This is a genomic window from Kurthia sp. 11kri321 (assembly GCF_001534765.1).
GTDB lineage: Bacteria > Bacillota > Bacilli > Bacillales_A > Planococcaceae > Kurthia > Kurthia gibsonii.
Map to the genome: position 1 here is coordinate 1,787,707 of NZ_CP013217.1, position 18,305 is coordinate 1,806,011.

20 protein-coding genes are annotated in these 18,305 nt (G+C 36.1%); 5 read left to right on the top strand and 15 right to left on the bottom strand.

From position 1 onward, the window contains the following. Window positions 1-16: 16 nt before the first annotated feature. A complete protein-coding gene (locus ASO14_RS09155) occupies window positions 17-988 on the bottom strand; it encodes a glycosyltransferase family 2 protein (RefSeq protein WP_068454078.1) in 972 nt (323 codons plus the stop codon). Window positions 989-1,200: 212 nt separating this feature from the next. Between ASO14_RS09155 and ASO14_RS09160 the strand changes: the two genes are divergently transcribed. Together ASO14_RS09160 and ASO14_RS09165 are read left to right on the top strand one after the other, a co-directional pair. Continuing rightward, a complete protein-coding gene (locus tag ASO14_RS09160; RefSeq protein WP_068454081.1) occupies window positions 1,201-2,589 on the top strand; it encodes an alkaline phosphatase in 1,389 nt (462 codons plus the stop codon). A gap of 54 nt (window positions 2,590-2,643) precedes the next feature. Next, window positions 2,644-3,267, top strand: a complete 624-nt coding sequence (locus tag ASO14_RS09165) for a hypothetical protein (RefSeq protein WP_068454084.1) — start codon at window positions 2,644-2,646, stop codon at window positions 3,265-3,267. Between the two features lie 203 nt (window positions 3,268-3,470). Here ASO14_RS09165 and ASO14_RS09170 read toward each other — a convergent pair whose 3' ends face one another. The 8 genes from ASO14_RS09170 to ASO14_RS09205 all read right to left on the bottom strand — a co-directional run bounded on the left by ASO14_RS09170 (window position 3,471) and on the right by ASO14_RS09205 (window position 9,564). Next, window positions 3,471-4,127, bottom strand: coding sequence for an aggregation-promoting factor (locus ASO14_RS09170; protein ID WP_068454087.1), 657 nt, complete (start codon window positions 4,125-4,127; stop codon window positions 3,471-3,473). Window positions 4,128-4,462: 335 nt separating this feature from the next. Then, entirely contained in the window at window positions 4,463-5,314 is an 852-nt protein-coding gene (locus ASO14_RS09175; RefSeq protein WP_068454090.1) for a VOC family protein, read from the bottom strand. A gap of 111 nt (window positions 5,315-5,425) precedes the next feature. Continuing rightward, the gene (locus ASO14_RS09180; protein ID WP_068454093.1) at window positions 5,426-6,001 is read right to left on the bottom strand and encodes a YpjP family protein; all 576 of its coding nucleotides are present in this window, start codon (window positions 5,999-6,001) and stop codon (window positions 5,426-5,428) included. A gap of 151 nt (window positions 6,002-6,152) precedes the next feature. Then, window positions 6,153-6,713 carry a TVP38/TMEM64 family protein gene (locus ASO14_RS09185; RefSeq protein WP_068454096.1) on the bottom strand — a complete coding sequence of 187 codons (561 nt, stop codon included), beginning with the start codon at window positions 6,711-6,713 and terminating at the stop codon, window positions 6,153-6,155. A gap of 75 nt (window positions 6,714-6,788) precedes the next feature. Then, window positions 6,789-7,496, bottom strand: a complete 708-nt coding sequence (locus ASO14_RS09190; protein ID WP_068454099.1) for a PhzF family phenazine biosynthesis protein — start codon at window positions 7,494-7,496, stop codon at window positions 6,789-6,791. 117 nt (window positions 7,497-7,613) lie between these two features. Next, complete coding sequence (locus ASO14_RS09195) at window positions 7,614-8,411, bottom strand: class I SAM-dependent methyltransferase (RefSeq protein WP_068454102.1); 798 nt, start codon at window positions 8,409-8,411, stop codon at window positions 7,614-7,616. Then, window positions 8,399-8,839, bottom strand: coding sequence for a BrxA/BrxB family bacilliredoxin (locus ASO14_RS09200; RefSeq protein WP_068454104.1), 441 nt, complete (start codon window positions 8,837-8,839; stop codon window positions 8,399-8,401). The genes ASO14_RS09195 and ASO14_RS09200 overlap by 13 nt, the downstream gene beginning before the upstream one ends. A gap of 110 nt (window positions 8,840-8,949) precedes the next feature. Next, window positions 8,950-9,564: a hypothetical protein gene (locus ASO14_RS09205; protein WP_068454107.1), complete on the bottom strand. Its 615-nt coding sequence runs from the start codon at window positions 9,562-9,564 to the stop codon at window positions 8,950-8,952. A 121-nt stretch (window positions 9,565-9,685) separates the two neighbouring features. On the opposite strand from ASO14_RS09205, the gene ASO14_RS09210 reads away from it, so the two are divergent. Continuing rightward, window positions 9,686-10,192: a DUF4352 domain-containing protein gene (locus ASO14_RS09210; RefSeq protein WP_068454111.1), complete on the top strand. Its 507-nt coding sequence runs from the start codon at window positions 9,686-9,688 to the stop codon at window positions 10,190-10,192. Window positions 10,193-10,380: 188 nt separating this feature from the next. Here ASO14_RS09210 and ASO14_RS09215 read toward each other — a convergent pair whose 3' ends face one another. The 3 genes from ASO14_RS09215 to hutG all read right to left on the bottom strand — a co-directional run bounded on the left by ASO14_RS09215 (window position 10,381) and on the right by hutG (window position 13,110). Next, entirely contained in the window at window positions 10,381-10,797 is a 417-nt protein-coding gene (locus tag ASO14_RS09215) for a GNAT family N-acetyltransferase (RefSeq protein ID WP_068454114.1), read from the bottom strand. Window positions 10,798-10,979: 182 nt separating this feature from the next. Next, on the bottom strand, window positions 10,980-12,161 hold the full coding sequence (gene gltS / locus ASO14_RS09220; RefSeq protein WP_068454117.1) for a sodium/glutamate symporter: 1,182 nt from the start codon (window positions 12,159-12,161) through the stop codon (window positions 10,980-10,982). Window position 12,162: 1 nt separating this feature from the next. After that, window positions 12,163-13,110, bottom strand: a complete 948-nt coding sequence (gene hutG / locus ASO14_RS09225; RefSeq protein WP_068454120.1) for a formimidoylglutamase — start codon at window positions 13,108-13,110, stop codon at window positions 12,163-12,165. Between the two features lie 127 nt (window positions 13,111-13,237). Here hutG and ASO14_RS09230 point away from each other — a divergent pair, with 127 nt between their 5' ends. Then, window positions 13,238-14,125, top strand: coding sequence for a LysR family transcriptional regulator (locus ASO14_RS09230; protein ID WP_068454123.1), 888 nt, complete (start codon window positions 13,238-13,240; stop codon window positions 14,123-14,125). A gap of 75 nt (window positions 14,126-14,200) precedes the next feature. Beyond that, window positions 14,201-14,692 (top strand): hypothetical protein, encoded by a 492-nt coding sequence (locus tag ASO14_RS09235; RefSeq protein ID WP_068454126.1) that lies wholly within the window; start codon window positions 14,201-14,203, stop codon window positions 14,690-14,692. A gap of 42 nt (window positions 14,693-14,734) precedes the next feature. On the opposite strand, the gene ASO14_RS09240 is transcribed toward ASO14_RS09235, so the two are convergent. The 3 genes from ASO14_RS09240 to ASO14_RS09250 all read right to left on the bottom strand — a co-directional run bounded on the left by ASO14_RS09240 (window position 14,735) and on the right by ASO14_RS09250 (window position 18,304). Beyond that, complete coding sequence (locus ASO14_RS09240) at window positions 14,735-15,625, bottom strand: ABC transporter permease (protein WP_068454129.1); 891 nt, start codon at window positions 15,623-15,625, stop codon at window positions 14,735-14,737. A 14-nt stretch (window positions 15,626-15,639) separates the two neighbouring features. Beyond that, complete coding sequence (locus ASO14_RS09245; RefSeq protein ID WP_068454132.1) at window positions 15,640-16,644, bottom strand: ABC transporter permease; 1,005 nt, start codon at window positions 16,642-16,644, stop codon at window positions 15,640-15,642. Between the two features lie 67 nt (window positions 16,645-16,711). Beyond that, window positions 16,712-18,304 (bottom strand): ABC transporter substrate-binding protein, encoded by a 1,593-nt coding sequence (locus ASO14_RS09250; RefSeq protein WP_068454136.1) that lies wholly within the window; start codon window positions 18,302-18,304, stop codon window positions 16,712-16,714. Window position 18,305: the final 1 nt, after the last annotated feature.

Below are 18,305 nucleotides of genomic sequence, written 5' to 3' on the forward strand. Positions count from 1 at the left end.
ACACACGACTCATTTTCTATTTTGAATTGACCTTACTCTTCTCCATACTTACAACACGTAATGCACGATTCACATTCGTTTCGCCTACGATATAGTGCGGTCTTCTTTTTACCTCACAATAGATGCGTCCGATATATTCGCCAATTACGCCCAAACTCATCAACTGTAAACCTCCCAGCACAAGAATGGCAGAAATCGTTGTAAAGTAGCCAGGTACGTCAATTCCTTTGAAAAAGATTCCTCCAAGCATAATTGCGATATAAGCAATCCCTGAAAGCATCGTCAATAACCCTAAATATAGACAGATGCGAAGCGGTTTTGTATTAAAGGATAAAATACCATCTACTGCGTACGAGAATAACATACTAACGGACCATTTCGTTTCGCCAAATTGACGCTCGACATTTTCATAGTAGATATTCTTTTTTGATAATCCAATCCATTCAAAAAGTCCTTTTGAAAAGCGATTATTTTCACTTAAAGATAAAAGTGCATCAACTGCTTGGCGACTTAATAGACGGAAATCTCCTGCGCCATTTTGCAATTCTACTGTACTTAATTTATTCATCATTCGATAAAAAGTGTTTGTAATACCACGATAAACCATACTCTCTCCACGACGATCGCGGCAAGCAATGACTTGGTGATACCCTTCTTCGAAACCTTTCATCATGTCCATTATTAAACTTGGCGGATGTTGTAAATCACTATCCATTAAGATGACTGCATCTCCCGTAGCATGTTGTAAACCTGCATAGATAGCCGCTTCCTTACCAAAATTCCTTGAAAAAGATACGTAGTTCACGTGATTATCTTTTTGCTGTAGTTCTCTGATACGTTCTAGCGTTCGATCTTTACTCCCATCATCGACATAAATAAATTCGTAGTCGTATTTGGACTCTCGAACCTCCCGATCAATCGCTTCGTAAATTCGTGGCACATTCTCTTCTTCATTGTATGCCGGTAGAATAAACGATATTTTTGACATATAGCTTCCTCCTTACAGCAAGACTCTTTTATTATCTTATCCTAAAAATAAATACTTTAAACATGGTTGCTAGTTTTTACTAAAATATTAAAAAAGTATTTTTATGGAAAAGACAATCATTTTATTATTTTTACATACTTTTACATTTAGAACAATCCTTCTTTACAATTATTCTGTATAGTAAAATTATCAAACTAAAGGAGGATTTACCTTTGAAAATCATATCAAAAAAATTACTCTCTACTTTTGCTGCATCTGCAATAGCATTCTCTACCATTGCAGCTGTACAAACGTCTGATGTCTCTGCTGCAACAAAGAAAAAACCAACTACACCTGAAATTAAAAATGTCATTTTTTTAATAGGTGACGGTATGGGAACATCCTATACATCTGCTTATCGTTACTTACAAAATAGCTCATCGACTAAATTTGTCGATAAAAGTATCTTTGATCGCTATTTAGTTGGGCAACAGATGACGTATCCTGAAGATCCAACGCAAAATGTAACAGATTCTGCAAGTGCAGCTACTGCCATGTCTGCCGGTGTTAAAACATACAATGCAGCAATCGCTGTTGACAATGACCGTTCAAATGTGAAAACCGTTTTAGAAGCCGCAAAAGAACAAGGTAAATCAACTGGGCTTGTTGCAACATCTGAAATTACACATGCAACACCAGCTGCTTTTGGCGCGCATGATGAAACGCGTAAGAATATGAATGGGATTGCAGATGATTATTTTGATGAAAAAATTAAAGGTAAACATAAGATAGACGTTCTACTTGGTGGTGGTAAAGCGAACTTTGTACGAACAGACCGTGACTTAACAAAGGAATTTAAAAAAGCAGGTTATCGTTATGTCACATCAAAAGATCAACTTCAAAAAAATACAAATGAAAAACTACTTGGATTATTTGCAGATGGTGGATTAGATAAAAAAATTGACCGCAATAGTTCGACTCCTTCTCTCGGTAATATGACGAATGCAGCATTAAAACAATTATCTAAAAACAAAAAAGGTTTCTTCTTAATGGTAGAAGGCAGTCAAATTGACTGGGCTGGACATGATAATGATATTGTCGGTGCTATGAGTGAGATGGCAGATTTTGAAGATGCTTTCGAAGCAGCTGTGGAGTTCGCTAAAAAAGATAAACATACATTAGTTGTGGCAACAGCTGACCATTCAACAGGTGGATTCTCGGTAGCACAAGGTGGCGACTATAATTGGAATCCTGAAGTGATTCGTTCCATTACAAGAACGCCTGACTTTATGGCAGAACAAATTACAGACGGTGTCGCACCTGAAAAAGTATTAAAAAAATACATTCAATTCCCTCTAAGTGAAGAAGAAATTCAATCTGTTGTCGCTGTAAAGGAAAAAGATGTAACAACGATTGATAACGCTATCGAAAAAATTGTCAATCAGCGCTCTAATACCGGTTGGACAACAGGTGGACATACAGGTGAAGATGTAAACGTTTATGCATATGGGCCAGGATCAGACCAATTCCGCGGGTTACTTGATAATACTGACCAAGCAAAAAAAATCTTTAAGATTATTGAAAAAGGTGCGAAAAAACAAACGGTCATTAAAGACCGCTAAGGAATACGGGGGCAATTCTATATGAATTGTCTCTGTTTTACATAGGAGGCTTATATGAAAAAATGGATGTATGGTAGTTTATTTTTGTGCTTATTACTCGCAGGTTGTACATCACAAGCTGAAACAAAACCAGAAAAACAACAAGAAGATTATCGGACAGATTATACGGTCAACCCTCAAGTACCCGATGATACGAATTTAAAAGAACAAGAAGATACCGTTCGTTCTCGCCTTGGTGTTGCTACATTAGAGAATGCTTCATTCAAAGTAGATACGTATAATCTAGGTGATATAAAATTGACCGTTCACGAAACAAAAATTTTACAACTGACACCTTCTCACAGTATGATTGATTATTTTCATGGATTAACAGACCGTACTACTTTTCCGATTGCGAAAGTATTTGTGACAATCGAAAATACCGGAAAGAAAAAAATTCAGTTTGCGCCATTTGCTGTTGCTTTTTTAGGAAAACAGATGTGGACACATGAGCAAGAAGTCTATTTAGATAATTTGAATGGTACTTATCTTCCTGGTGAAATAAAGCGTGGTAATTTAGGCGTTATTTTACATGAAAAGTCAGCAGGAACAATCCAAGTGAAGACAACAGATGTTCTTGATGAAAAATCTAAAAAAATTCAAAAAGCAGCTGATTGGCAAATCATTCTGCCAAAATAGAAAATCAGACTGGGATGAAATATGTCACTTTCTTTTTTAGCGTTCACAAAGAAAAACTGGAACCGCGTCACAGCGCGATTCCAGTTTTTCTTATGCTCATATAGGAGGGTATTTTTACACTCATGTCTCAATCTGATTTTTACCTAATAAAAAAGAGAAACTGCGCGTAGCAGCCCCTCTTTAGTTCACTGTTTTAAAAAATCTTAGTACCAGCCGTTTGAAACCCAGAATTGTTTTGCTTTTTCCCATGAACCATAACGTTGTTTCACATAGTTATCCGCTACACGTTCTTGGTTAGCTGCTGAATAGTCACCATTTAAATATGATTTATCTAATTGGTACTTACCAATATATTTACCTGTTGCACTTCTTGCTTCATATGAGTTGCTTGATTCTTTTTGGGCAATCCATGATTTCGCTGAAGATGATGAACCTTGGTATGATGATGCATTACTTGCTTTTTGTGTTGTTTGTGCCTTTTGTGTTGATTGATATGACTTTGTTTGTGTTTGTGCTTGTTGTTTTTGTTGTACTGGCGCTTTATATGTTGATTTTGCTTGTGTTTGTTGTTGCGCTGGTACTTTATATGTTGATTGTGTTGTTTGTTGTTTTACAGGAGCTTGGTAAGTTGCGTTTCCATTGCCGTCACCAACTTCTAGTTGAGCGCCTGCATAGATTAAGTTTGCTGATTTAATATGATTCATATTTTGAAGCGTACGCACTGTTGTGTTGTGCTCTGCTGCTAATTTCGATAGTGTGTCACCTGATTGGATCGTAATTGTCTTCGCTGACGCTGTACCTGCGAATGCTGCTGTTGATAATGCGATGGCACCTGTCAGTGCGATAATTTGTTTTTTCATAATGTGAAATGTCCTCCTCGGTTTTTCTAACTGTCACTACTATACCAAGCATAAATTTCAATCAGATGTCAGTTCATTTTCACGCATGTTACAGCAATGTTACATACCATGGTATAAAATGGATGTAGTTTCGCAATTTTAATGGATTTTTTTCATAAATCGCGTTATATCAATATTTTAAGTGTTCCATTTTTTGGTATCTATATTTGTTTTTTCGACATTTTTCAACAAAATAAATAAATAAAAAACGTGTATTTTCTATCGAAATACACGTTTAAAATGAAAATATGTTGTTTATAAATGCCCAATTGTTACAAAGAGCCTTTATTTTATCCTTATATTGTAAATTTCACTTCAATTCCATTTGGTTCAATGATTGAAAAAATGTTTTCTTGTTCTTTTATTTCCATATTTTGCTCAACAAAACGTTTTTTTAAGTTTACCGCATAGTCTTGATCCGGTAATTGAACTGTATAAGATTGAATACCTACCGCATCTTTTGGTAAAGCCTCTGCTCCTTCACTATGCCATGTATTCAAACCAATATGATGATGATAACCACCTGTAGAAATGAATAACGCTTGTCCACCGTAACGTGAAACAACGGCATAATCTAATAACGATGTATAAAAATCTTCCGACTCTTGTAGATTGCGCACAGATAGATGAATATGTCCCATTACTGTATCTATTGGTAAACCACTCCATGTACCATCTGCCTCACGTAACACAGATTGGAACTGTACAGGGTCTGTTGTCATGTAAACTTGTCCGTTCGAATCCCACTTCCACGTATCAGCTGGTCGATCAATATACATCTCAATGCCATTACCGTCTGGATCTGATAAATAAAGTGCCTCACTCACATCATGGTCTCCCGCACCAATCTGAACATTCTTCTGAATAAAATGTTGAATTAAGTTTCCTAAATCTTTTCTACTTGGCAATAATAATGCAAAATGATACAAACCAGTTGCGCCTCTTACAAACTGAGCATTCGGTACTTCTACTAATGTAATCAGTGCGTGCTGACCATCTGCTGTTAACGTAACTCGTCCTTCTTCTTGTTGTAAAACACGAAAACCAATAATCTCTGTATAAAAATCAATCGAACGCGAAAGATTTGAAACTTTTAATGTAACGTTTTGAATAAATAAATTTGGTTTTTGATGAAATGTTGTTGGCATATAAATCCCTCTCTCATTAACTTACTTTATGTAACTTACTATATATTAATAACTTAAAATTAGCAATAAAAAAATACCAAGCGATGAATCGCTCAGTATTTTCTTCTATTATTAAGATAACCATTTAGGTGGCGTATTTTTACTCCAATAAACATCCCCAAGATTATGATGTGTTGCAAATTGATCTTCAGCTGTATGGTAGTGGAAGTTGTAGTAATACCCTTCTCCTGGGCGATTTTCTGTTCGCACGTGGAATCGAATTAAGTCTTTGCCGGTTTGTTCATCGTAAATATTGAACATCTTTTCAGCATAGTTGCCACTTGGATTTTCGGTAATTGCTAGCTGCTGTACTTCTGCGTTCGTTACAGTTTGATCAATAGCTTCTTGGATTTTCGGAAAAATATGTGTATCAAAGTCTTCCTGAATTTTCGGTCCGATACGAGAACCGAATTTTTGATAAGCCTGTTCTTTGGCTTCCACAATCAAATCAACTTCTGGTTGTGTTGGTTCTTCAAAAGTTGATTCTATGTAGGTGGAGTGTTGTGTATCCTCGCCAATATTTTGTGACTTAGCACTTGCCTGTTCATCACTTAAAATATTATTCCAAATGGTATGACTTGGTGTAATAACACCTAATGTTACTACTGCTACCGCTGAAACAAGGAACTTTTGAATCCATTTCTTCATAAAATCACCCTCTTTTTTATTAGTCGTTCACCTGATTTGTCTCTATTGTACAATAGACTGAAAAATATTTATAAGAAAAACCCTCAATACTTTTTAGAACGCACTTTTCTACAGAAAAGTTGCAATTTACTGACGATTTTTCTAGCAAACTTTATGAACTTCGCCCAACTACACCTACTTTTTTCATTATATAGATGAGAACACCTAAACCTAGAATCGTGACACCAATTTTCCATTCAAATGATAGGTGAAGCAGTTGATAAACAGATAAGCTTTCAATCACAATGGCAGGAATCTTCCCAATCATATTCGCAATAAAAAATGTGAAAAATGTGGTTTGTCCAACTGCCGCTACAAATGTCACAAGCCCAGATGGAATGAACGGTAAAATACGTAAAGAAATAATGAGAGCAAAAGCCTCTTTTTGATTGGCCTGTAATAATTTTTGAACTTTGGGATATTGAAAAGCACGTGTATCGTTCAATCGTTTAAAACCTTTGCGGTATAAGAAGAATGATACGGTCGCACCTAATACTTCTCCTGCGAAGGATAACAAGAGACCACCCCAAAAACCAAATACAATTAAATTGGCTGCTGTTAAAAATACACTCGGCACTACACCTAATATACTAATAGCTATACTTAAAAGTAGACTAATCATAATCGCTACTTGGGGATTTGTTTGAAATAATTCAATAACCGCTTGCTGCATCGCTTCCTCCTTACGATAAAAAAACTGTAAACAAACTGAGTCATTCGGTTTGCTTACAGTTTCATTTACTTCTATTTAAGCTTCTAAACTTAATGAGTCCAGTCGAAGCATACTTCCTGTTGCTAAATTTTGAATATAGAGCGTAACAAAAATGGCTTCTATCTGATGTGTATGCCACTTCACCTGTAGTCGATATTTTAATTGATCAAAAATCGAAAATAGATTAGCAAAACTTTCATCTATATCTTCTCGACGTACGAGTGTCGACTTCAAAAAATAGTGTTCTGTATTCGGTTCACTTAATACAAGCGAAGGTTCAGGAACATCTAACAAAAAGCATTCTTTAGGATACTCATTTAAGTGTGGAACATCGTTCGTCCAATATGGCGTTTGTTCCGAGTTTACGGCTGTTTTAATTTTTTCATATAGTTGATAATCTTTTAACGAAAATTCTTTCGTGACAAGATCCATTTCGAAAGGTCCTACATTTGTTTCGATTGTAATTTTCGAATAATCTTTATAAGAGGAATATTGTTGAAGTAGTGTTTGCAAAGTGGCCGTTAACCCTAAAAAGCATAAATCCTGTTCTTTTTTATGCATGTAAAAAATTGCGCGAAAGTCTGCTGTGTCAGACGGAAAAAGAAAAGCAATCTCTTTCTGTTTATTTTCTTTTACAATCTGTTCACGTTCTTCTTTTGATAATTCGCTTGAACATAAAATTACCGTTACATCATTCTGTCCATTACAACCTTTACGAAGAACTTGGTGCTGTACGTACTCCAAGCCAAAACTTCCTTCCTTTACATATGATTATATTTAGTATAAATAATCTTGAGGACTTAAACAAATGAATAATTTCATACAAATACATAGTAATTATATATTATATATAATGCTTTTTCATCCTATTTTATAAATACCGAAGTGGAATTTTGTATTTTTGCGTTCAATTCTTTGGAAATGGAAATCTTCAAATAAAGTAGAACGGTAATGTGCCTTTAAAACCACACTTCTTTTTGCCACTCGTTTTGCTTCCGTCATCCACTCTTCTGTTACCACATCATGTACACCTGCTTGTCGAAGTGGCTGAAAATGAACTGATTCTTCGATTGTTTCTTCAAACATTGGATCTAAATAGACCACATCAAAGGTATTGTCTCGTAAGGTTTTTAAGTAGTCTACTGCATTTTGCGAAACGACTTCAATACGACGCATATTTTGAAGAAGTGATAAACCCTCTGATTCGAAATCATAGTGTTGTAAACCTTGTTTCACGATAAACGCCACATTAGGATTCGCTTCACACCCCACTACACGTCCTTCTTCTCCAACAACTACTGCCGCCATCATACTGTCGGTTCCAAGTCCTAATGTACAATCTAAAAATGAATCACCTTGCTTTAATTCTGCAAGTTCTAATAGTGGATCTGCTTGTCCCTTTGCAAGTCTTTTCACACGAAAAGCAGCCGAACTCGGATGGAAAAAGAAAGGCTCTTTTGCGCCATAAGCATAATACTCATAGCGATTTTTCCCTGCTACAATCACATTTGCTTCGTATCGTTCTGCTATTTTTTGAACCGATTTTTTATCGCGTGGCACAACATCGATTTGTAACGTATGACCAACAAAACGCGCCTTCTCAATAGAAAGCGCGTCTGGTCTACCACCTGTAGTGGCAACAGTTCTTATTTTGCACATACTTGTTCTAATGCACCTGCTAAATGGTCACGAACTTCTTCCATCATATGTCCTTCGATTTGTTCACGTGGAATGAAGTAAGCAAGGTTACCATCTTTCCAAACAGCAATCGATGGTGAGCTTGGTGGCACTTCTTCAAAGAATGCACGCATTTGTTCTGTTGCTTCTTTTTCTTGACCTGCAAACACCGTTACTAAGTGGTCTGGTTTGTTCTCTACTTGCTGTACTGCTTCAATAACAGCTGGACGCGCAAGACCTGCTGCACAACCACATACTGAGTTAATCATAATTAATGATGTACCTTTTGATTCTTGCATATGTTCTGCTACTTCATCAGCAGTTAATAATTGTGTAAAACCTGCATCTACTAATTCTTGACGCATTGGCGCAACGATTCCGCGCATATATTCTTCATAAGCATTTGACATATTGATTTCCTCATTTCTACATTATAAATCAAACGAATTTATTTACATCGTTTCCACTATGATTATAGCACGCTATTTATATAGAAGAAACTCTATGAACTTTTATCATTTTATTTGATTAAATAAGACGTTGAGCGCATTTTCGATGCACCATTTTCACCATTCGTATACGTGTGTTTGATGATTCCTTTGCCTTTTGCCCAATACTGCACTAATTTTTCTTTTTTATTAGCTTGAACAATTTTTACGACATTTTTATATTTCTTGCCTTTTATCGTCATATTTACGTTTGTTGAAGCAACTACATTATGATACTTAGCTGTTGGATAACCTTTCAGTTTAGCATACGTTGTAAACTTCATTCCTTTTTTCAATGTCGCTGGTAAGACCTTACTCTCCATACGATCAATCTCACCATAATTATTTTGATAATCAATCGTGTGAATACCATCTTTTTTCACAACATATTTTAATTTTGAAGACACATATGTATTATATTTTTTCTTTTTATAATCATATTCATATGTATGCCAATATCCTTTTTTAAATACCGTTTTATATTTAAAACGATAATTATCTAAATAGTAACCTGTACCTTCTTTGTAATGACTTTTTTGTGTACTTGGTAAATAATCACTCGACTTTACAGACGTTGCAAATGCTTTTGTTCCATACACTGAAAAAACCACCGTCATACAAAATAGTGTTAATAATAACTTCTTCATACGCTTCCTCCTAACATTTAATTATTATTAATTTATCATATTTAGTAAAAAATTACTTGAAAATAAAAGAAATGTTTATAGATTCAGAAAATGAGGGATAAATTAAAAGGAGGTCATGTACATGAAAAAATTATTAATTCCATTACCCATTGTAGCTGCTCTATTTTTAGGTGCTTGTAGTGATTCATCAGATAAAAAAGATGAAGGTACAAAAACGGAAGTAAAAAAAGATGATGAAACAAAAGATGTGACCTATCACAAACTTGGTGAGAAAGTGACATTTGAAGATGTGGACTACACATTAAAATCAGCGAAATTGTCTGATAGCGACCCTTATGGTAAACCGAAAAAAGGGAAAATCTTAACACTTGATTTTAACGTGAAAAACAACTCTGATCGTAAAGTTTATATTTCATCTATGTCATTCCGTTTATACAAAGACGGTAAAGAACTAGACGCTTTTTATGGTGGAGCAAAACGGTTAGGTGGCGACTATGAAAAAGGAGCCGATGTAAACGGTGCAATTCAGTATGATGTAGAAGGTGCTGGCAAATATACAGTGAAGTATCTACCTGCGGATGCATTAGATGCCAAAGATATTTACTGGGAATTTGAAGTAAAAGAATAATTATGTAAAAGACTTTGGCTTGCGTGCTAAAGTCTTTTTTGATTACACGCCTGTTTGTAAATAATTTACAATTAAATAAATGAGTAATACAATGAGCACCATCCCGAATAATTTACGAAGCATAACCACATTCCCCCAACCGCTATTCGTATTACTGTTCGTATTCTACATAAAGCAGCTCAATTCCTTTATTCTAAGCGCATTAAATGATACGGTGGATTCGCATCAACTTCTTCCACTGTATAAAAGTTATTTTTTAAGTAAAATTGTAAGGCGGCTGTATTTTTGCTCACACACTTTAATGTGAGTGGTGTTCCAAAACGCTTAACCGCTTCATCAATAAGTTGTTTACCAATTCCTTTTCCTTGCGCATCATTTGCGATAAAAAGATGATGTATGAATTGATCTGGTTCATAAATTGCCAAAAATCCTTGAAGTATACCTTTTTCATCTTCTGCAACAAGTATAATTTCATCCTGTGTTTGCAAATCAAAATCTTGTAGCTCAAAAGATGCTCCATCTTCCCAAAAGAAATGCTTTGTTCGTACTTCTAAAAATAATTGTTGAAGCGACTGACGATCTTTTTCTTGGAATAATCGAATCATAGTGTCTCTCCTTTTTGTGTATTGTATTATGCATGGTTAAGATTCCCTTTCAACGAGTCACTTTCCCTTTTGCGCGCGGATTTGTCCCTTTCAACGAACAGGATTCCCTTTCACGCGCAGATTTGTCCCTTTCATTCAGTAATCAAAAAAGGAACCGCACCACGATGCGATTCCTTTTCATTTTATTTGAATAAGTTAATCGTTGCAATGATGATTGGCATACCAAATACGTCAATCAAGAATGCTCCTACAATTGGAACGATTAAAAATGCTTTTTGAGATGGGCCGAATTTCTTTACAACTGCTGACATGTTTGCCATCGCATTTGGTGTTGCACCAAGTCCATGTCCTAAGAAACCCGCAACCATTACAGCTGCATCGTAGTTTTTGCCAAGCGCTCTGAATAGCACAAAAATCGCAAAAACAGTGATGAATACGACTTGAATGAATACAATACCGACGATTGGAAGTGCTACACCTGCTACTTCCCAAAGTTTGATACTCATTAAAGCCATTGATAAGAAAATACCTAATGAAATATCGCCAATCAAATTAATCTCTTTCATATTAATGAAGCCTGGTTTTACGCGGTCCATTACATTACGTAAGATAACAGCTGTAAACATCGCACCAACATAACCTGGTAACACAAAGCCCGTCGCATTTGAGAATAATTCACCTAAATACGTACCGACTGCCATACTGAATGTAATTAAGAATACTTGATTCATAAATGACTTTTCAGTTACAGGATGTTCGTATTGCTCAACATATTTTTCTTCTGGTACTTCTACCGGTTTTAAATCAAATTTTTTCACTAAATATTGAACAACTGGACCACCGATTAAACCACCAGCAACTAAACCAAGTGTTGCGGCTGCTAAACCGATTGAAATCGCTGAGTCAACGCCTAATCCTTGTAATGTTTCACCGTAAGCTGCAGCTGCTCCGTGTCCGCCTTCCATTGACACAGCGCCTGCCATTACACCTAATAATGGCTCTAAACCAAATAATTTAGCGAAACTAACGCCGATGACATTTTGCATAAGTGCTAAGAAACCACAAGCAATCCAATAAATAATTAATAATTTGCCACCTAAGCGTACCAGTCTAAAACTTGCGCCTAAACCAATCGTTGTGAAGAAGGTAATCATAAAGATACTTTGTAACGATGTATCTAATGCAATTTCGACAACGCCTGTTGCTTTTAAAGTTGTCGCAATGATTGCGAAAATTAAACCACCAACAACCGGTGCTGGAATACAGAAGCGACTTAAAAAGCCGACTTTACGAACTAAAAATGTACCTAATAAAAACATCGCTACTGCAATGAATAATGTTGTAATTTGATTGACTTCTAACATATTATTTCCCCCTTGTGATTCCGATCATCGCTTCATTTGTTAAATAGGCTCCCAACTTAACTGTAATCCCCTCTGAGTCAAGTGCTGGATTCACCTCACAAATGTTGAAGCTTGTTGTTTTTTCGTGTTGTGTAACGAGTTGAATAATGGAGCGAACCATTTTCGGATGTAGCCCGAATGGTGACGGCGCGCTAACCCCTGGTGCATGTGCCGATTCAATGACATCTGTACAAAGCGTAAGTAATACAATATCACATTCATTTGCAAAACGGTCGAATTCTACCGAAACATCTGCTAACGTCATCTCATCTTCATATAAATACGTCACGCCTAGCTTATCTGCACGATTAAATAATTCTCTCGTGTTACCATAGCGCTGAATACCGCAAACAAAGTAAGAAGCATTTGCATCTTCATCTAAAATTTGTTTGAACATTGTACCAGATGAAGGTTGTTCATCGTAACTTCTTAAATCAAAGTGTGCATCAATATTCACTAAACCGATTTTAGCATCTTGACCGTATGCTGCACGTACACCTAAGTAATGTCCATATAATGTTTCATGTCCACCGCCTAAAACGATACATTTCGCATTCGTTTGTAGTGCTTGTTGAACAGCGTCTCCTAATTGTTGTTGTGCTTGTTCAAGTTTTTGTCCTTCACACACAATATTGCCAACGTCCACAATATTCTGAATATGTTGGTCATTCTTCGGCAAGCTTGCAAGACCTTTTCGTAAAGCATTTGGCCCTTCTGCTGCGCCAAGTCTTCCTTGATTACGTCTTACTCCTTCTTCACAAACAAAACCCATTAGAACAAGGTCTGCTGCATTATGTTCAAGCTCATCGATTTTCTTCTGTGTGACAACTTGATGTAAACGAAAACTCTCTTCATTTATTTCGCTATCAACACGTCCATTCCAATAAGCTGATACTTTCGAATCATACATTGGCTCTCCCCCTTTAAAACTTTTACATGAAAGCGTATTCTTAGTATAATTTCTGTTATATATAATTACTAATACTGATTTTGTATATATTTATAGTTTCAAACTATAAATGAAAGGGATGGTTCACTTGGATTTAAAGCAATTAACGTATTTTGTGACAGTAGCCAAAACACTTAGCTTCTCAAAAGCTGCGCTCGGGCTACATATTTCACAACCTTCTCTTAGTAATTCCATTGCGAATTTAGAAAAAGAGATTGGAAGTTCTTTATTTGAACGAACGACTAGACAATTAAAATTAACAGATACAGGTGAGTTACTACTTGAACGTGCGACTTCCTTACTTGAACAGTTTTCAATTATGAATGAGGAAATTCAAGATATTGTACATGGAGAGGAAATCGAGATTGTATTTGGCATGATTGAATCGGCACATGGCTGGTTTACAAAGGTTATGTATGATTACGCAAAGAAATATCCAGCTGTTCAATTTTCAGTGATTGATACACTGTATAACACACGTGTTGTAACAGCTCTTGAGAAATATCATATTCACGCAGCGATTTCGAATCATCGCATTCAAAGTCCTTCTATTACAGGGATTCAGCTCTATACAGAACGCTTTGTTGTTATTTTTCAAAAGGAGCATCCACTCGCTAAAAAAGAACATATCACATTGAAAGATTTATGTGATGATTCTCTTATTACAGGGATGCCGAAATTTGAAACATGTAAACAGATTTTAAGTGCTTTTGATAAATTACAATTAACACCTAAAATTGACTATCAAATTGAACGCTTTGAAATGGCGAAACTTCTTGTGAATGAAGGACTTGGTATTAGTATTTTGCCTGAAAACTATATTAAAAATGCCTTTCCCGATACACTCGACTATCGTGTGATTGAAGATAATATTTTAGCTCGTCCTGTCTTTTTATACTATTTAAAAAATCGTCGTTTTCCAGGTTCTGTCCTTACATTATTTGAGGAAATTCAAACCTTCACAAAAATGCTATAGAAAGTTGAGGGAGAGGGGTTTTTTACTCGCTTTCAACTATGTTACGCTAGGTATATTGAAAAGGAGACGGCATGTATGATTAATAACTATGAAATTTTACAGTTTATGAATAAAAATAAACAATATAAAGGTTATCAAGTGGCACAAACAGATTCAAAACAAGTTCCGGGTGCCAGTCATTTACTATTTAAAGCAGGTGTTGATCGTTTTTTATTCGTGCGGATTATTGAACCAACACGTGATACACCGACAACGGATAAAATTTTAGCGATTGAAGAATTAGCATCTTATAAATTTTCCGAGTTTGAGACGGTGAAATATGATCAGTTTTCGTTATCACAACGCTACACATTTACACGTCCAAATGGTGAACAATTAATCGTTAAAACATGGGTATCTTCTGCAACACTTCGCTCTGCATTACCTGATAAAGTAAAATTAATCGTTGTCGACCGTAAATGGTATAACCGTATTGTAGGCTTCCGTTCAAAAGATCCATTACATATGGTTATTGCGACAGCAGTGTACGCAGCGATTATCTTTTTATATTTCAAATACTTTTTCTAAAAATAAAAAGGACTCGGATTATGCCGAAGTCCTTTTTTCGTATTAATTTTTCATTTTTGGATCAAAAGCATCGCGTAAACCATCACCCATTAAATTGAAGCCGAGTACCGTTAGCATAATCGCAAGACCTGGGAAAATCATCGTCCAAGGTGCATTGATTAAATAAATACGCGCATCTGCTAACATTTTCCCCCATTCAGGTTGCGGTGCTTGTGCGCCAAGTCCTAAGAAACCTAGTGCCGCTGCTTCAATAATCGCTGTGGCAATCGCCAGCGTACCTTGTACGATAATCGGTGTCATGGAATTGGGTAATACATGTCCCCATAAAATACGTGTATCACGCATTCCGACTGCACGAGCAGCTGTAATAAATTCTTCTTCTTTAATACTTAATACTTTAGAACGAATAAGACGACCAAAGTTTGGTACATTGACAATCGCAATCGCTAGTAGTGCATTGAATAAAGATGGTCCGAGTGCTGTGACAATTGCAATCGCTAGTAGAATACTTGGGAAGGCAAGTAAAATATCAAAGAAACGTGAAATAATCGTGTCTACCCATCTTCCATAATAACCTGCTAAAATTCCTAATATACTACCAATGATAATGGAAAGTGCAACAGACGCAAAACCTACTAGTAAAGATAATCTTGCGCCTAAAATAACGCGTGAGAAAATATCGCGTCCAAATACGTCCGTCCCAAACCAGTGTGCGCTAGAAGGTGGTAAGAGTCGCAATTTTAAATTTTGTTCATTAATCCCTTGTGGTGCAATCCACGGACCGAAAATAGCAAGTAAGATGAAGAAAGCAACAATGATTGTGCCTACTACAGCTACTTTACTTTTCCGAAAAGTTCGTAGACTATCTTGGAATGGACTACGTGCCTTACTTTTCTCTTCTGGTAATTGTATTTCGGGTGTAATACCTGTCATGTTGTTCCCTCCTCTTAATCGTATTTAATACGCGGATCAATCACACTATAAAGTAAATCAACCAGTAAATTAATCATGACGAATAAGAATGCTACAACTAGAATACCTGATTGAATAACTGGATAATCACGGGAACTAATCGCATCATAAATATAGCGTCCAATACCTGGCCAACTAAAGATGGTTTCCGTTAGAATAGCCCCGCCAAGTAAAAGCCCTGTTTGTAAACCAATTACTGTTAGTACGGGAATGACTGCATTTTTTAAACTATGCTTATAAACAACCCAAAACATCTTTTGTCCCTTCGCTCGTGCTGTACGAATGAAGTCCGAACGCATCACTTCAATCATTGTTGAACGTGTCATACGTGCAATTATTGCCATTGGTATTGTAGCCAAAGCAGTCGCTGGTAAAATTAAATGCTTCACAACATCTAAAAATTGATCAAAACGCCCTTCAATTAATGTATCAATTAAATAGAAATGCGTAATAGCTTCAACAGGATCTCGTGGATCAAATCGATTGGAAGTTGGTAACCAACCAAGTTCAACACTGAATGCCCACTGTCCTAATAAACCTAACCAAAAAATTGGAATCGATACACCAATTAGTGCTAAAATCATCGCACTATAATCAAACCATGAATTTTGGAACCATGCAGACACAATTCCTGCATTGACGCCAATGACAATAGCAATAACCATTGCAACAAAGCCTAATTCCATTGTTGCGGCTAAATATGGGTAGATTTCTGCACTAACAGCTTCACCTGTTTTAATCGACTCTCCCAAGTTACCTGTAAATAATTGTCCTAGATAATTAAAGTATTGTATGTACCATGGATTATCGAGACCTAAACTTTCTCGTAATGCAGCCACAGCTTCTTTACTTGCCTGTTGACCGAGGATGATTTTCGCTGGGTCACCGGGAATAGCTCGTACAATCATAAACACAATAAATGTCATACCAAAGAGGACAGGGATTAATTGTAAAAGTCGTTTTCCTGTATAGCGTAGCATACACGTTACCTCCTAAAATAATATGCGCTGTCACACTGTTCAACTCTGTGCGACAGCGCATGTTTACTTATTTAAAATCAATTGTGTCAAAGCGGTCAGAGCCTGTTGGATGAGCTTTGAAACCAGTAATTTCTTTTTTACCTGCTAATAAAGGTGTTGAGTAAGCAATCGCTACCCAAGGTGCTTCTTCATGGATAATTTCTTGTGCTTTTTCGTATAATTTCGCACGTTTTTCTTCATCTACTTCTTTTTGCGCTTCTTTTAATAATTTGTGTGTTTCAGCATTTTTGAAGAATGTGTAGTTGTTACTACCGATATTATCTTCATCTAAAAGTGTGTATAGGAAGTTATCAGCGTCTCCATTATCACCTGTCCAACCAAGTAAGAAGGCATCTGCTTCACCTTTTGAAGCTTTATCTAAATATGTGCCCCACTCGTAGTTGACAATTTTAGATTTCATTCCAACATCTTCTAAATTCTTTTGAATTGCTTCAGCAATTTTTTGTCCGTCTGGCATGTATGGACGTGGCACTGGCATTGCCCAAAGTTCAATTGTTTCACCTTTATAATCTGATTCAGCTAATAATTTCTTCGCTTTTTCAGGATCATATTTATAGTCTTCAACCGAATCATTGAATCCTTTAATAACTGGTGGCATTGGATTTTTCGCTACATCCGCTTGTCCTTCATAGAACGTATCAACAATCGCTTGTTTATCAATTGCATAGTTGACAGCTTGACGTACTTTTTTATCATCAAATGGTTTACGTGTTACGGTTAAACCAAGGTATCCAACATTTAAAGATGGACGTTTGAATAATTGTAAATTTGGATTATCTTCAATCATTTTTGCATCTGATGGGTTAATACCGTCTGCTAAATCAATTTCACCAGATGTTAAAGCATTTAGACGTGCTGAGTTATCTGGAATAGAACGGAAGATGACTTTATCTAGTTTAGGTAATCCTTTTTGCCAGTAATCTTCATTCTTCTTCAATGTAATGGAATCGTTACGTTTCCACTCAACAAATGTAAATGGACCTGTACCAACTGGTTTCTTTTCGAAATTCTTACCTTCTTTTTCAAGTGCTGTTGGCGATGCAATCGCAAACGGCGTCATCGCTAAGTTCTTTAAGAATGGTGCTTGCGGATAATTTAATGTGATGATAACTTTATCTTCACCATCTGCTTTTACTTCTTTAATAACGGCATTTTTATCGCCTTTAAAACCACCGAACATCGATTGGAAGTATGGGAACTTTTCAGCATTACCATTCATCCAGCGCTCGAAGTTTTTCACAACTGCTTCAGCATTAAAATCTGTACCATCTTGGAATTTAACACCTTTTTGTAGCTCAAATGTATATTCTAAGCCATTCTTTGATGTTTCCCATTTTGAAGCAAGTCCAGGTACTAAATCTGTGTTTTGTTCACCAAAATTGATTAATGTTTCAAAAATATTTTTTGTTACATTCAGTGACTCACCATCTGTTACAGCAGCTGGATCTAATTTTACAGAGTCAGCTCCGCGACCAAAGACAAGAACTTTTTCTTTTTTGTCGCCATCTGAACCGCTATCTTTTTTCTCGCCACATGCTGCTAAAGCAGTTGATAAAACGAGAATTAAGAGTAGGACGAACACAAAACTCTTTTTCTTCATA